The sequence below is a fragment of the Sphingobacterium sp. HJSM2_6 genome (genome assembly GCF_049316305.1).
Classification (GTDB): domain Bacteria; phylum Bacteroidota; class Bacteroidia; order Sphingobacteriales; family Sphingobacteriaceae; genus Sphingobacterium.
On record NZ_JBMOXB010000012.1, the window covers coordinates 71,985 to 85,567 of the forward strand.

General features: G+C 36.2%; 14 protein-coding genes. 7 read left to right on the top strand and 7 right to left on the bottom strand.

What is annotated here, in order from left to right:
- The first annotated feature begins 15 nt into the window (after positions 1 to 15).
- Positions 16 to 540, top strand: coding sequence for a hypothetical protein (locus ACFRAE_RS11760; protein ID WP_422797353.1), 525 nt, complete (start codon positions 16 to 18; stop codon positions 538 to 540).
- Here the strand turns inward: ACFRAE_RS11760 and ACFRAE_RS11765 are convergent.
- Positions 537 to 2,450 carry an alkaline phosphatase gene (locus ACFRAE_RS11765; protein ID WP_422797354.1) on the bottom strand — a complete coding sequence of 638 codons (1,914 nt, stop codon included), beginning with the start codon at positions 2,448 to 2,450 and terminating at the stop codon, positions 537 to 539. The two genes, ACFRAE_RS11760 and ACFRAE_RS11765, sit on opposite strands and share 4 nt — an antisense overlap.
- A gap of 208 nt (positions 2,451 to 2,658) precedes the next feature.
- Here ACFRAE_RS11765 and ACFRAE_RS11770 point away from each other — a divergent pair, with 208 nt between their 5' ends.
- Positions 2,659 to 3,252: a hypothetical protein gene (locus tag ACFRAE_RS11770; RefSeq protein ID WP_422797355.1), complete on the top strand. Its 594-nt coding sequence runs from the start codon at positions 2,659 to 2,661 to the stop codon at positions 3,250 to 3,252.
- Positions 3,253 to 3,258: 6 nt separating this feature from the next.
- On the opposite strand, the gene ACFRAE_RS11775 is transcribed toward ACFRAE_RS11770, so the two are convergent.
- The 3 genes from ACFRAE_RS11775 to ACFRAE_RS11785 are packed head-to-tail and all read right to left on the bottom strand — an operon-like array spanning position 3,259 to position 5,806.
- Positions 3,259 to 3,771: a GNAT family N-acetyltransferase gene (locus ACFRAE_RS11775; RefSeq protein ID WP_422797356.1), complete on the bottom strand. Its 513-nt coding sequence runs from the start codon at positions 3,769 to 3,771 to the stop codon at positions 3,259 to 3,261.
- A 5-nt stretch (positions 3,772 to 3,776) separates the two neighbouring features.
- Entirely contained in the window at positions 3,777 to 4,616 is an 840-nt protein-coding gene (locus tag ACFRAE_RS11780; RefSeq protein WP_422797357.1) for a prephenate dehydrogenase, read from the bottom strand.
- 14 nt (positions 4,617 to 4,630) lie between these two features.
- Entirely contained in the window at positions 4,631 to 5,806 is a 1,176-nt protein-coding gene (locus ACFRAE_RS11785; protein WP_422797358.1) for a pyridoxal phosphate-dependent aminotransferase, read from the bottom strand.
- A gap of 497 nt (positions 5,807 to 6,303) precedes the next feature.
- On the opposite strand from ACFRAE_RS11785, the gene ACFRAE_RS11790 reads away from it, so the two are divergent.
- The 4 genes from ACFRAE_RS11790 to ACFRAE_RS11805 all read left to right on the top strand — a co-directional run bounded on the left by ACFRAE_RS11790 (position 6,304) and on the right by ACFRAE_RS11805 (position 10,737).
- Positions 6,304 to 8,127 carry an ABC transporter ATP-binding protein gene (locus ACFRAE_RS11790; protein ID WP_422797359.1) on the top strand — a complete coding sequence of 608 codons (1,824 nt, stop codon included), beginning with the start codon at positions 6,304 to 6,306 and terminating at the stop codon, positions 8,125 to 8,127.
- A 61-nt stretch (positions 8,128 to 8,188) separates the two neighbouring features.
- Positions 8,189 to 9,385 (top strand): aminofutalosine synthase MqnE, encoded by a 1,197-nt coding sequence (gene mqnE, locus ACFRAE_RS11795; protein ID WP_422797360.1) that lies wholly within the window; start codon positions 8,189 to 8,191, stop codon positions 9,383 to 9,385.
- Between the two features lie 13 nt (positions 9,386 to 9,398).
- The gene (locus tag ACFRAE_RS11800; protein ID WP_422797361.1) at positions 9,399 to 10,025 is read left to right on the top strand and encodes a histidine phosphatase family protein; all 627 of its coding nucleotides are present in this window, start codon (positions 9,399 to 9,401) and stop codon (positions 10,023 to 10,025) included.
- A complete protein-coding gene (locus ACFRAE_RS11805) occupies positions 10,018 to 10,737 on the top strand; it encodes a menaquinone biosynthetic enzyme MqnA/MqnD family protein (RefSeq protein ID WP_422797362.1) in 720 nt (239 codons plus the stop codon). The genes ACFRAE_RS11800 and ACFRAE_RS11805 overlap by 8 nt, the downstream gene beginning before the upstream one ends.
- Before the next feature lie 124 nt (positions 10,738 to 10,861).
- On the opposite strand, the gene ACFRAE_RS11810 is transcribed toward ACFRAE_RS11805, so the two are convergent.
- Genes ACFRAE_RS11810 through ACFRAE_RS11820 form a run of 3 tightly spaced genes read right to left on the bottom strand, consistent with a single transcriptional unit; the run spans position 10,862 to position 12,568 of the window.
- The gene (locus tag ACFRAE_RS11810) at positions 10,862 to 11,236 is read right to left on the bottom strand and encodes a DUF423 domain-containing protein (protein WP_422797363.1); all 375 of its coding nucleotides are present in this window, start codon (positions 11,234 to 11,236) and stop codon (positions 10,862 to 10,864) included.
- A 17-nt stretch (positions 11,237 to 11,253) separates the two neighbouring features.
- Positions 11,254 to 11,961: a rhodanese-like domain-containing protein gene (locus ACFRAE_RS11815; RefSeq protein ID WP_422797364.1), complete on the bottom strand. Its 708-nt coding sequence runs from the start codon at positions 11,959 to 11,961 to the stop codon at positions 11,254 to 11,256.
- A 28-nt stretch (positions 11,962 to 11,989) separates the two neighbouring features.
- The gene (locus ACFRAE_RS11820) at positions 11,990 to 12,568 is read right to left on the bottom strand and encodes a PhnA domain-containing protein (RefSeq protein WP_422797365.1); all 579 of its coding nucleotides are present in this window, start codon (positions 12,566 to 12,568) and stop codon (positions 11,990 to 11,992) included.
- Between the two features lie 144 nt (positions 12,569 to 12,712).
- Here ACFRAE_RS11820 and ypfJ point away from each other — a divergent pair, with 144 nt between their 5' ends.
- A complete protein-coding gene (gene ypfJ / locus ACFRAE_RS11825) occupies positions 12,713 to 13,582 on the top strand; it encodes a KPN_02809 family neutral zinc metallopeptidase (protein WP_422797366.1) in 870 nt (289 codons plus the stop codon).
- The last annotated feature ends 1 nt before the right edge of the window (position 13,583 follow it).

The window sequence follows — 13,583 nt, forward strand, 5'->3', positions numbered from 1 at the left end:
CATTATTTTTGCCAGATGAAAAAAAATGTGAAATCTACTCATCAAAACCCTCAATTTAATCGCCCTGTTGAAAAGATTTTTTTGGAATTGAATCAAGTATTTGGTTCAGGCAACTATTTAGCATATGCCATTTTCATGATTTTATTCTTTTTCGGGTTGATGGGATTGATTTGGATGATTCCATTTCCAAAACTAACTATTTTAGAGCGAATGAATGCTCAGACTTTTTTAAATTGGGGATCCTTTTTCATTGCGATTGTTATCTATTGTTACTTAAGGTTGGCCCCAACCTTGTCCTACGCTGTGCTGTTTAGTATTGGAATCATGAGCTATTTTATTGTACAATTGGAATATGTAGAAAGGGATGGTGGTCCAACTGTAGTATTGGTAACTAGCATCTTGATGCTTATAGGGCTTATAGGCTTGTGGTTTTCAGCAAATAAACAGAATGTTACGATAAATCAATTTACGAAGCTATTGACTTATGGACCTGTATGGCTATGGTCTAAAGTATTTACAAAATTAAATTGGAAATTCTAATACGCGCTAAGCTTCTTTTCCTGCTGAATATTTAAAAGCTCATAAATTTTTCTCGATAGCTGGGTGTTGTCAATAAATCCTTGAAAGTACTCAGCGCCGGGTCCATAAGCTGCTAAAGGTACAGGGATTCCAGTATGGTCTGTAGTAGCAAAATTACCAAACAACTTTCCATGTTGAGCATTAGCATCCAATAGCGTAAGGCCACCAGTTTCATGATCCGAAGTAACAATCACCAAAGTCTCTTTATTTTCATCCGCAAATTTCAAGGCCAATCCTACAGTTCTATCAAAGCTTAAATATTCTTGAACCGTAAAATCTAGGGCATTGCTATGTCCGCCACCATCTATTTTAGCACCTTCGATCATTAAGAAAAAACCTTTAGACTTTACACTAATATTGTTAAGGAATGTAATCGCAGGAATAAAGCTGGTTTCAATCATTCTTGAGGAGGTAATTAAATCCGATTGATTATCGCTTAATTTATTCCATTTATGATCCACTTCATCTTCCATAAATAAGCGTACTTTTTCTTTTTTCAAGGAAGAGAGGTTGTTGAGATCATTTTCAATATAAGTTCCCTTGTTGCTCATTTGTTTAAGAATGGCACTGTCATTTTCAATGAATAGCGAATGAGGAGCAGCGATCATTAAGTTTAAATTAGACTCCATTAAATCTGACGTGATTTTAGCGATATCATCCCGTTCTTTCACATGCGCATAGAAGGCAGAAGGCGTGGCTCCAATGATCTCATCATTACTGACTATTCCAGTTTTGTAACCCTTATTAAAAAGTACTTCAGGGATATTTAACACGCTATTTCCTAAAGAATCCACCCCGATGTACCTATTTTTAGTTTTATGACCAGTCGCAATAGCACTTCCACCTGCAGCAGAATCAGTATGATAATTGTCTGCCGATTGCGTAAATAGATACCCTGCATAAGGCATATTAAGTACATTTAAGGCCCCTTTATTAGCATATTTTGCAGCCCATAATTGAGAAAGTCCTGCACCATCGCTAATTAAAAGAATAATATTTTTAGGTTTTTTACCAATTGGGAATTTATTTTGAAGGGCATAGACTGCATGTGTTTTCTGTTCTACGTAGGAAGTCTTTGGGAGAGACCTTAAAAATTCAGCTAATTCAAAGGTTTTATCCGTATTGATGTAATCTATACGCAGTTTTAACCATTCCATCCAAGTAGTTTTCGTATCTGGGGCCGCCCAAAACCTTATTTTTTTGCCTAATTGATGTACTGAATCTACTTTTGTTGTTAACCTTAACAGATCCTCTTGAGTCAAGCGGCCTAGCCCATTCCAAGTGGTAATAGCACGCAGAGGAGCACTGATAAGACCAATTCTAGCCAGTTCACTTTGATTATAAATTTCATTTAAATTACCATCAAAATAGAATATCTCATCATACAATTTAAAATCTTTAGCAGCAGGTCTATTACCTGAAATCACTAATTTAACGGCTTTCGGATTATTTTTACTGTCGAAAAACTGCCTATAGGGTTTTAATAATTCTTCCAGTTTTCGCAAAATAGGAGCACCATCTGTTTTAGGATCAATTAATAATTGCAGTTGACCCTGATTAGGATAAAGAAAACCATCCTTACTATTCTTAAAAGCGTTTAATAGAGGTTTTAAATATAAGGCATCGAAGGTTCTATCCGGTTTGATATCCTTCCAATCATGAGCCACGTATAATTCATCATCCTTGAGAAAGAGATCCACTTCGATAGATCCGAAACCTAAGCTGTACGCTTGAATGAAAGCATTTGGACGCGAATAGTCATTATGTGAATGCGCATTAGCTAAGTAATGTGAAGGAAATTCCTGCGCTTGTGCATTGTTGAACCACAGCAGTAAAGAACTTAAGATACTATAAAACAGATAAGGTTTCATGAACAAATGATGTACTGTATAATGAATTTAAAATAGTCTTCTAAAATAGCTATTAATTATGAATCCTATAATTATTCTATATTAAGCTTATGTGTAATCGATTAAGAGCACCTTAAAATATATGATCACTTTATTATTTCATTAAAAATCTTTATAGTCATCTCTTAATTTTTTAGTAATTTACTTGTCAATTAATTTTATTCCATTAATGAAAGATTTAATTTATCCATTACATTTTCAATTTCGAATCAGTTCGTTTGCTAATGATTTTCGTGCCAAGGATTCCCAAGGGAATGATTTGTATTATGTTCGGGAAAAGATTTTTTCATGGAGAGACCATATTCAAGTATATCTTGATGAAACGAAGACGGAATTACTATATGAAATCATTTCCAATAAATTAATAGATTTTCAACAAACCTTTACCATTCAAGACCATTCAGGAAAAGTTATCGGAAAACTGCGAAGGAAAACCATCAAATCCTTATGGAAATCTACCTTTAATTTAATGGACGAATTTGATCAGCAAGATAGCACCATAAAAGAAAAGAATCCATGGACAAAATTCTGGGATGGATTATTTGGTGAAATTCCATTAATTGGGATACTATCAGGATATCTTTTCAATCCATCCTATGTGTTGCGGACTAATGAAGGAGAGGAGTTGTTTGAAATAGTCAAAGAACCATCTTTTTTTGGTCGTAAATTCTCCGTTCATAAACTGACCAACCAAGAAGTCAATGAAGAGCGATTTGTCTTAAGTTTAATGCTTATGATTTTGATTGAACGTACAAATGGTTAAACCAATTTAGCGATAAAGCTCTTTTTTCAAAATATATTCTATTTGTTCAGAACTATTATCTTCCGCAAGGTAAGTTTTGTTAAAGACTGCGCCTAATTTTTCAATCGCCTTTTGAGATCTTAGATTTTGATCGCGAACATGGAAATAAATGCTATCTAAACTTTCAAAAGCATATTCGATCATCAATTTTTTGAGGGAGCTGTTGTAGGTTCCACCCCAATACGCTTTCTTTAAAAAAGTAAATCCGATAGCCACAGATTTTTGAGCCTCATTGCATTGGTAATATGAAGTTGCCCCAATGACTTGTTCGGTTTTCAGATCAAGAATTAAGTAGGGGATATCGCAGGCCAATAACTTTTGAAAATACTGAGTAAAACCAACCGGGGTATAGCGATTTCGATCAGGATGTTGTTCCCAAATTTCAGGATCAGATGCTGCAGCATATACCCACTCAAAATCAGATTTTTCTAATGGAATTAAGTGGATAAGATCATTTTTTAGCTCCTTTCGTTCTAGCATATCCTTTATTTAATAATTCGTTTAATTTTATTTGATTTCTTTATCCATTTGTGCACAGCATCAAATTCATCCCCTTTAATTTTGTCATGAACAAACTGCAATTGCTTGATATGCTCTTCCAATACCTCCAAGACATTGGTTTTATTCTGTTTAAAAATAGGAGTCCACATATCAGGAGAAGATTTTGCTAGTCGTACGGTAGACTGAAAACCAGAACCTGCAAGTTCAAATATCCTACCCTGCGATTTTTCTTTTTCTAGGACAGTAAGTGCTAATGCAAAAGAAGTAAGGTGAGAAATATGCGACACATATGCGGTATGCGTATCGTGCTCTTCGGCAGTCATAAACGAAGTTTTCATTTCAAGTTGCTCCGTAATCGCGTCGGCAAGTTCAAAAGCATCTTCATCTGACTTGAAGGCTTCCACATAAACCATCATTTTATCTTTAAACAAATTTGGAATTGCGGCTTCCGGACCAGAATATTCTGTTCCTGCCATGGGATGTGCCGCTACATATCGGCCCCGTTTTGGGTGATCTTTTATTAAGTTTAAGATATTCGATTTCGTAGATCCCATATCGATGATCACTTGATCAGTAACCTGATCCAAAATACCAGGTAGCAGGGCTAAGATAGCGTCTACTGGAATCGTTAATATAATCACCTTAGCATTTGCTATCGCATTTTCCAATGATTGTATTTCATCGGCTAAGCCCAAGGCGATTGCTTTTCGTTGATTCGTTTCACTTTTCTCAACGGCAATAATTTTCTCGCAAAAATGTGTTTCCTTAAGTCGAATGCCTATGGATCCTCCAATCAGACCTATTCCGACAATTGCTATATTCATGTTATGTTTTTCAATTAATGTGTAGAAACCTGCTTGACCGCTTTTATTTTTTCAATAGCTCGGTCCAGGGTCGTTTGATTTGCGCATAAACTGATGCGAATATATTGATCTCCTGCAGAACCAAAAATTCCACCAGGGGTAATAAATACCTGTGTATTATACAATATTTCATCACTAAGCGCATAGGCATTAGCATAGCTGTTCGGTATTCTCGCCCATACAAACAAACCGACTTGCTTGGTATTGTAAGTACAATTTAAGATGTCCATGATTTCAAAGACCTTTGTTCTGCGCTTCGCATATTCAGCATTCAGTTCTTTGTACCAGGAAGCATCCAAACTTAATGCTTTTGCGGCCGCTAACTGTAAAGGTAAGAAGGTGCCAGAATCCATATTGCTTTTGAAACGTAAGATTTCCGCGATACGTTTTTCATTAGCCAATAGCATTCCGATTCGCCAACCGGCCATATTAGATGATTTACTCAAAGAATTCAGTTCTATGGCTACGTCCAATGCTCCTGGAACCGATAAAATACTTTCAGGATGATCGTTTAGGATAAAACTATATGGATTATCATGGCATAGCAAAATCTGATGCTTTTTAGCAAATGCAATAATTTCCTCAAAAAATGAAGTAGAAGCTAAGGTACCTGTTGGCATATGAGGGTAATTGATCCACATCATTTTCACGGTCGATAGATCTTGTTTTTCAAGTTCTTCTAAGTCTGGCAGCCAATTGTTTTCTTCTTTTAATTCATAAGGCAATAGTGTGGCTCCCGTAATGCGAACAGCGCTCGCATAGGCTGGATATCCTGGATTTGGAATTAAACAACGATCACCCTCTTGCAAATAAGTCATGCAAATATGAACGATACCTTCTTTAGAGCCAATTAATGGTAAAATTTGAGTATTCGGATCTAAACTAACTTGATAATACCGTTGGTACCAATCCGCCATAGCCGTTCTCAGTTGAGGTACACCTTTATAATTTTGATAACCATGGGTATTCGGTAAAGCGGCTTGTTCTTGCAGTGTTTTTATCACTTCGGGATGTGGAGGTAAATCAGGACTGCCAATACCCAAATTAATTACTTGAGCACCTGATTTATTCATCTCGTCTATTTCCCTTAGTTTTTTTGAAAAGTAATACTCTTCAGTTTGTTGTAGTCGTTTTGCAACTTCAATTTCCATTATTGCTTATTTTGTCAATAAAATTATAAAATCTAAGTCGTTTTATTAAATACAATAGCAATTAATGCCTATTTATTCTATAAAATTGTCAAATCCTTTTGATTTTTAGGAGCTTCAATCCATGCATCGACTTCGATCTATGCTTAAACACCTTTCATCCACGTACAGCGATACCTATAAAGAGCTGTTCGGAATGTCAATTTAGGACGATGAGGATGGTTTGCATCAGGCCTTATTTCAGGCAAAAGATATATGTTTCGCTTGATGGAAGGCAGTTGAGGGCCATGCAATTTGTGCGAAATAAATGTGCTTCAAAGCAGAAGGTACATGCAAAATTTTTCCTTCTCCATATACTTCGTTTAGAATCAGAAGCTGTTCGAGGCTTCGAGATTCGATTACTTAGCAATTTGTTGTCGTAGTGCAACATTTTAGCTGTAGGAATTTTCAAAAATCAAGATAGGCACAATTTTTCTTACCTTTGTAACTTAGTTTTTTAAATGAGAACATATTTTAGACTTCTTACCTTTGCCAAGCCTATTGAAAAATACGCTATCCCTTATATTATTTGTACGTTAATTATGGTTATTTTCAGTACGCTGAATTTAGCCCTCTTAGCGCCATTATTGCAAACCTTGTTTGATTCCCAAAATACGGTCATTGAACCGGTCGCTAAACCAGATTCTTTAAATGTGATGAAGTATTTCAGTTACATTTCTTATGAGCTGAATATGCGTTTTGGAGCGTATGATGCGTTAAAATTTACATGTATAGTGATTGTCGTATCGGTATTTATAAGCAATTTATTTCGGTATTTATCGCAACGAATAATGGAGAATTTAAGAATACATACGCTATTAAATCTTCGTAAATCTGTTTTTAGTAATGTCATGAACTTACATTTAGGCTTCTTTTCGAGCCAAAGAAAAGGCGATATTATTTCAAAAATTGCTTCGGATGTTCAGGTTGTGCAGTTTTCTGTTACCAGTACCTTACAAGTTGTGTTTAAAGAACCTTTGCAATTATTAGCGTATTTAGTGATGCTCTTTATGATATCCACTAAGTTGACTTTATTTTCTTTATTAGTTATTCCAGTATCTGGTTTTCTTATTGCGAAGATTGTGAAGACGCTTAAACAACAAGCTCAGGAAGGGCAGCGCAGTTATGCCAATATGATTAGTTACTTAGAAGAAGCACTATCAGGCATTAAAATCATTAAATCTTTTAATGCAATTGATTTTATCAAAAGCAAATTCAATAAAGAAAATGATCAATACGCTACGATCAATAGGAGGATGGTGCGAAGACAGCAAATGGGATCTCCAGTTTCTGAATTGCTGGGTGTCATTATGGTTGCCATTATTTTATTGTATGGAGGACATTTAGTCCTAGACGGCAAAGGAGATTTAATGGCTTCAGAGTTTATTGCATATATCGGTATCTTTTCTCAAATTATGAGACCTGCAAAAGCATTAACAGATGCGTTTAGCAGTGTACATAGTGGTATTGCGGCAGGGGAACGGGTATTGCAATTGATTGATGAAAAAAATATGGTCGCAGATAAGCCAGATGCTAAAGCGATTGAAAGCTTCCAACATCAAATTTCATTTCAGGATGTGAACTTTTCCTATGAAGATCAGCCAGTTTTAAAACATGTGCAGTTGGATATTCAAAAGGGACAAACCGTTGCTTTAGTCGGGCCTTCTGGAGGTGGTAAGTCTACCTTGATCGATCTAATCCCTCGATTTATGGATGCCAGTTCCGGAAAAATTACTATCGATCAAGTGGATGTTCGCGATTTAAAACAAGATTCATTAAGGCAATTAATCGGAGTAGTTAATCAAGAGTCCATATTATTCAACGATACGATATTTAATAATATTGCTTTTGCAAACGAAGAAGCTACGGAAGAGGAAGTAATAAATGCTGCAAAAATAGCCAATGCACACGAATTTATCATGAACAGTGAAAACGGTTACCAAACCAATATTGGTGATCGGGGATCAAAACTTTCAGGAGGACAGCGTCAACGTATATGTATCGCGCGTGCTGTATTAAAGAATCCACCTATTATGTTATTGGATGAGGCAACCTCCGCATTAGATACAGAGTCTGAAAGATTAGTTCAAGATTCCTTGTATAAGCTGATGGACAATCGTACGACCGTTGTGATTGCACATCGTTTAAGTACCATTCAAAATGCCGACAAGATTGTGGTATTAGAGGCGGGTAAAATTGTGGAAACTGGAACTCATTTAGAATTAATTGCGCACAATGGCTTGTATAAGCGGTTAATTGATATGCAACAATTTTCAGAGGGATAATTCAGGTATATACGGTCTTTTTAGCGTATCATTTTGTAATTTTGTAGGTAAGGAGTGAGACATGAAATCAACAGAAAATTTAAGATTTTTATTAAACTACGAGCGCTTAACGCAAGAGCTTAAGCAAATTGCAGATAAAGTCCTAGCTGAAGAACGAATTACTTTCGATGATGCAGTTTATTTATATGAACATGCCGAATTGGGGTATTTAGGAGTTCTTGCTAATTTTATTCGAGAAAAACGTCATGGAGATGTGACTTATTTCAATCGAAATTTCCATATTGAACCAACCAATGTATGCGTTTATGACTGTAAATTTTGTTCCTATTCCAGGTTAATAAAAGAACGAGCGGAAGGTTGGGAAATGGATGTTGATGGCATGATGGATATTGTTAAAAAATACGATCAAGAGCCTGTCACGGAAGTCCATATTACTGGAGGCGTAGTTCCAAAACAAAATTTAGAATTTTATGCAACGTTCTTTAAACGTTGTAAAACGCATCGTCCAGATCTACATATCAAAGGATTAACCCCAGTAGAATATTATTACATCTTTAAAAAGGCTAAAATTAGTCATTATGATGGTATGAAATATTTACAATCGTGTGGGTTAGATTCCATGCCTGGTGGGGGTGCAGAGATATTTCATCCAGAAGTTAGGGAAAAAATTGCACACGATAAATGTACCGCCGAGCAATGGTTGGATATTCATGAGCAAGCCCATAAATTAGGGATGAATACCAATGCGACCATGTTATACGGACATATTGAAGCATATTGGCATCGCGTAGATCATATGCAGCGATTACGTGATTTGCAAGATAAAACAGGCGGTTTTCAAACCTTTATTCCATTAAAATTTAGAAACAAGGACAACCAAATGCATTATGTTGCTGAAGTTTCTGTAGTAGAGGATTTAAGAAACTACGCTATTTCTCGTATATTTTTAGATAATTTTCCACACATAAAAGCTTATTGGGCAATGATTTCTAGGAATACCGCTCAAATGGCTTTAAGTTTTGGTGTCGATGATATCGACGGGACATTGGATGACACCACCAAAATATACAGTATGGCAGGTGCAGAAGAGCAAAATCCTGCGATGAGTACAAGGGAGTTAGTGGAGCTGATTAAGCATGTTGGTAGACATCCGATAGAACGTGATACGCTTTATCATGTGGTAACGGACTACAAGGAAGTGGTTTTTGAAGATGAAAATCCTAAAAAACAGTATTATTCACTACCCGTTGTAAATTAAGGAGTACATATCATTGAAAAAAACATTTTATTTTATACGTCATGGGCAAACTGACCTCAACTTGAAAGGAATTGTTCAAGGAAGGGGAGTCAATAGTCCATTGAATCAGAACGGACTGCAACAGGCCCAAGCTTTTTATGAAGCTTACAAACATATCCCATTTGATAAAATCTATACCTCTACGTTGTTAAGAACCCATCAAACGGTACAGCATTTTGTCAATGATGGTATTCCTATGATTGAACTGTCAGGCTTAGATGAAATTAGCTGGGGTATTTATGAAGGGAAAGAACAAAACCAAGAGATTTTAGCCGGATTTGAGCAGGTGGTTAACTCCTGGAGAAATAATGAGCTGGATTTAGCCATTCTTGAAGGCGAATCTCCTAATGCACTTGTATTGCGTCAGCAAGTAGCCATACAAACCATGTTGGAACAAAAGCAAGAACAAGAAGTTTTAGTTTGTATGCATGGTCGTGCATTACGTATTATGCTATGCCATTTGACAGGTGTTCCGGTATGTAAAATGGATGAGTTCCCACATACCAATACCGCCTTGTATAAATTGGAATACGAGCATGATCAATTTTCTATCGTTGATTATTACAACACGAAGCATTTAGATCGTTTAGTGAATGAATAAATATAGAGTTTCTGCAGTTTCCTATACCAATACCTTACCATTTTTAAGCGGAATACATCATTCAGAAATTATGCATGAAATCGAATTGTCCTTGGACTATCCGAGTGAATGTGCGCGAAAAGTAATGGAGGATGAGGCAGATTTAGGAATTATTCCCATTGCAGCCTTAGCAAATATGAATGAATATCATTTTGTTGCAGATTATTGCATTGGGACAAACGATTACGTGGATTCAGTTTTTATTTTTTCCGATAAACCAATTCAAGAAATTAAATCCCTTCGCTTAGATAAGCAATCTAAAACATCCAATGGACTTGCTCAGATCTTGTTGAAAAAGCTTTGGAAAGTGGATGTTCAGGTACTCCATGAAGGTGATGCAGACGCTTATGTATTGATTGGTGACCGTACTTTTGGGAAGAAAGACGAAGTTCCCTACGCTTATGATTTAGGTCATTATTGGAAGCAACTGACTGGTTTACCCTTTGCATTTGCTGTGTGGGTTTCCAATAAAGAATTGCCCCTTTCTTTTACACAGAAATTTAATCAAGCCTTAGCTGATGGGGTGGCTAATCCCGAGGCGGTGCTGGGTGAATTACCTGCTATTCCGAATTTTGATTATCAGTATTATTTAACAAAGAACCTTGATTTTCATCTTACAGCAGAAAAATTGAAAGCTATATCTTTATATTTAGAATGGTATAAAGAGTTGTAAATAAATGAATTGTATCTAAATATATAAAGCCTTACATAAATAATGTAAGGCTTTATATATTTAGCTCTTATCCATAGCGATCAACGCAATTTAATCCGAAATTCTAATGATTTATATCCTTCGATTATAGGTAAGATACCAATAACACCACCCAGGAAATAATCATAAAGAAACCACCAAGAGGCGTAATTGGTCCTAAAACACTAAGCTTAATTTTCCAAACATCTTGAAAACTCAATAAGTAAATACTTCCAGAAAATAAGATCGTTCCCCATATCATCCCATTGACAATCCAATTTTGATACGATTGCACAAAATTGAAATTAAATCCGATAAGAAGTAGGTATAAAGCAGCATACATTTGGTAGCGAACTGCGACTTCAAATGATGATAAACGCTCTTCAGTTAATATTTTTTTGAAGGCATGGGCTCCAAATGCTCCTAATACAATGGCTAATATGCCAAATATGGATCCTGTAATTAATGCGACTTGATTCAATGGATGAAGATTATAAGTTAATTAATGGGGATAAGTTTAGCAATCTGACTTAATAAAGTGGATTCCGATACTACGCCTGTTTTAGTCCAAGATTCACGACCATTTTTATACAAAGCAAGTTTAGGAATGCCTTTAATTTTTTTTAATTTTAATAAACCTGCATTTTTATCTGCGTCAATACGAACCACTTTCAGTTTATTTCCTAATTTTTTCTCTACGTTATCGATGCTCGGTTTCATTTCTTGACATGGAACACACCAAACGGCCGAATAAACAACCAATACGGGTGTTTTTGACTGTATTAGATGATCAAATTGTTCTAAGGATAGGCTTTCTACGTTTTCAGTCGATACATTTTTTATGACTTTATGGTCGGTATTTTTCCATTCCATCATGCCTCCTACATATTCATAGACCTCAAAACCTTGTTGTACAAGGTAATCTGCAGCTTGCTTACTTCGGCCGCCAGCAAGGCAATAGACATATACAGGTTTAGCCTTGTTTAAATTCTTTAGCGATGCTTTAAATTCAGACTGATCTTTCCAATCCGTATTTGTAGCCCGTTCTATATGGCCTTCATTATATTCTTTTGGCGTTCTAACATCCAATAATTGAATCTGCCCTTTTTGGACTAATTTATCCAGTTCATCAGCGGATATCTTTTGCTGAGCAAAAGATAAGATAGCTAAACAGGAGAAACATAGACTACAAAACAATTTTTTCATCCTTGTGATTTTAATGTTCCAATGCAATTTAAGAACCCTTTCTTAAATATTTAGTTAATATAACGATGGTCTGTCCTTCTACTTTTCCTTCAATTTGATCAGTATTATCAGCAACTAAACGAATATTTTTAACGACAGTACCTAATTTAGCAGATATGCTTGAACCTTTAACATCCAATGTTTTTATTAGCACCACGGTGTCTCCATCATATAAACGGGTTGCATTACTATCTTGATGAAATTCTACTGTAGCATCCGCTTCGTGATCGCCGGTTTTCTTTGCCCAGGCTAGGGTTTCATCATCCAAATACAAAATGTCCAAGTTATTGGCTGCCCAACTTTCATTCCGAAGTCTACTAAGCATGCGCCAAGCAACTACCTGTACCGCCGGATACGATGACCACATGGTATCGGCTAATACTTTCCAATGATCGGGATTGATTTGTTCTGATTTTTCTAGTTGATTTTTGCAAACAGAACAGACGAGTATGCTGTTATCTACATTAGGATTGCTGGTTGGAGGAACTTCATAAATGTCCAAATTGTTTGTTGATAAACATAACTCACAAGCTTGGTTACTTCTAATTTTTAAGTCGTCTAATAACATAGAATATAATGATATAATAATGGTCCAAAGATAAGAATTTTAAATGAGGGTAGGGAATCGCAGTTTCTTCTACAGCAATACACTTATGGCAGAGATTTTGTGTATAGTACACAACAGGTTAACTTAAAAAGAAAAGATATACTTATGAAATGGCAAGGCGGCCGCCGTAGCGGCAATATTGAAGATCGTCGAGGAATGTCTGGAGGACAAAAACTCACATTAGGAGGAATTGGTGGTGTAATTGTATTGGTAATAGGTTTTTTAATGGGCGGTGATCCTTCGGAATTACTAAATCAGATGCAACAGGGTTCTGGAGCAGGGGTAAGTCAAACGGAGGGTCCTGTAGAATCTACGCCTGAAGAAGACCGTCTTATCGAATTTGCTGATGTGGTATTAGCAAGTACCGAAGATGTTTGGGGCAGTATATTTCAAGAAAATGGAAAAACCTATCCTAAATCCAAAATTGCAATTTATCGGGAAGGCACAGAAACAGGAGGCTGTGGTTTTGGGCAAAAGCACTTTGGACCATTCTATTGTCCGGGGGATCAAAAAATATATTTAGATTTAAGTTTTAATCGAGAATTGTCTCAAAAATTTGGTGCAAAAGGGGAGTTCGCATTAGCTTATGTGATCGCGCATGAAATTGGCCATCATATACAACATGTTTTTGGTGTTTTAGCGCAGACGAATGCTATGCGTGCGAAAATGAGTGAACGGGAATACAATAAAATATCCGTAATGACGGAGTTACAGGCCGATTTTTATGCCGGCGTATGGGCGCATCATGCTAGCAAGCGTAGTGATGTTGCATTGACTTATGAAGACATTCTCGAAGGCATGCGTGCAGCAGCAGCTGTAGGCGACGATCATATTCAAGAACAAGCAACAGGACAATCTAATCCGGAGTCATTTACGCATGGCACCTCAGAACAACGCGCATACTGGTTTAAGAAGGGTTATGAAACTGGTGATGTAAATGCTGGAAATACTTTTAATGATCCGAGCTTACAATAAG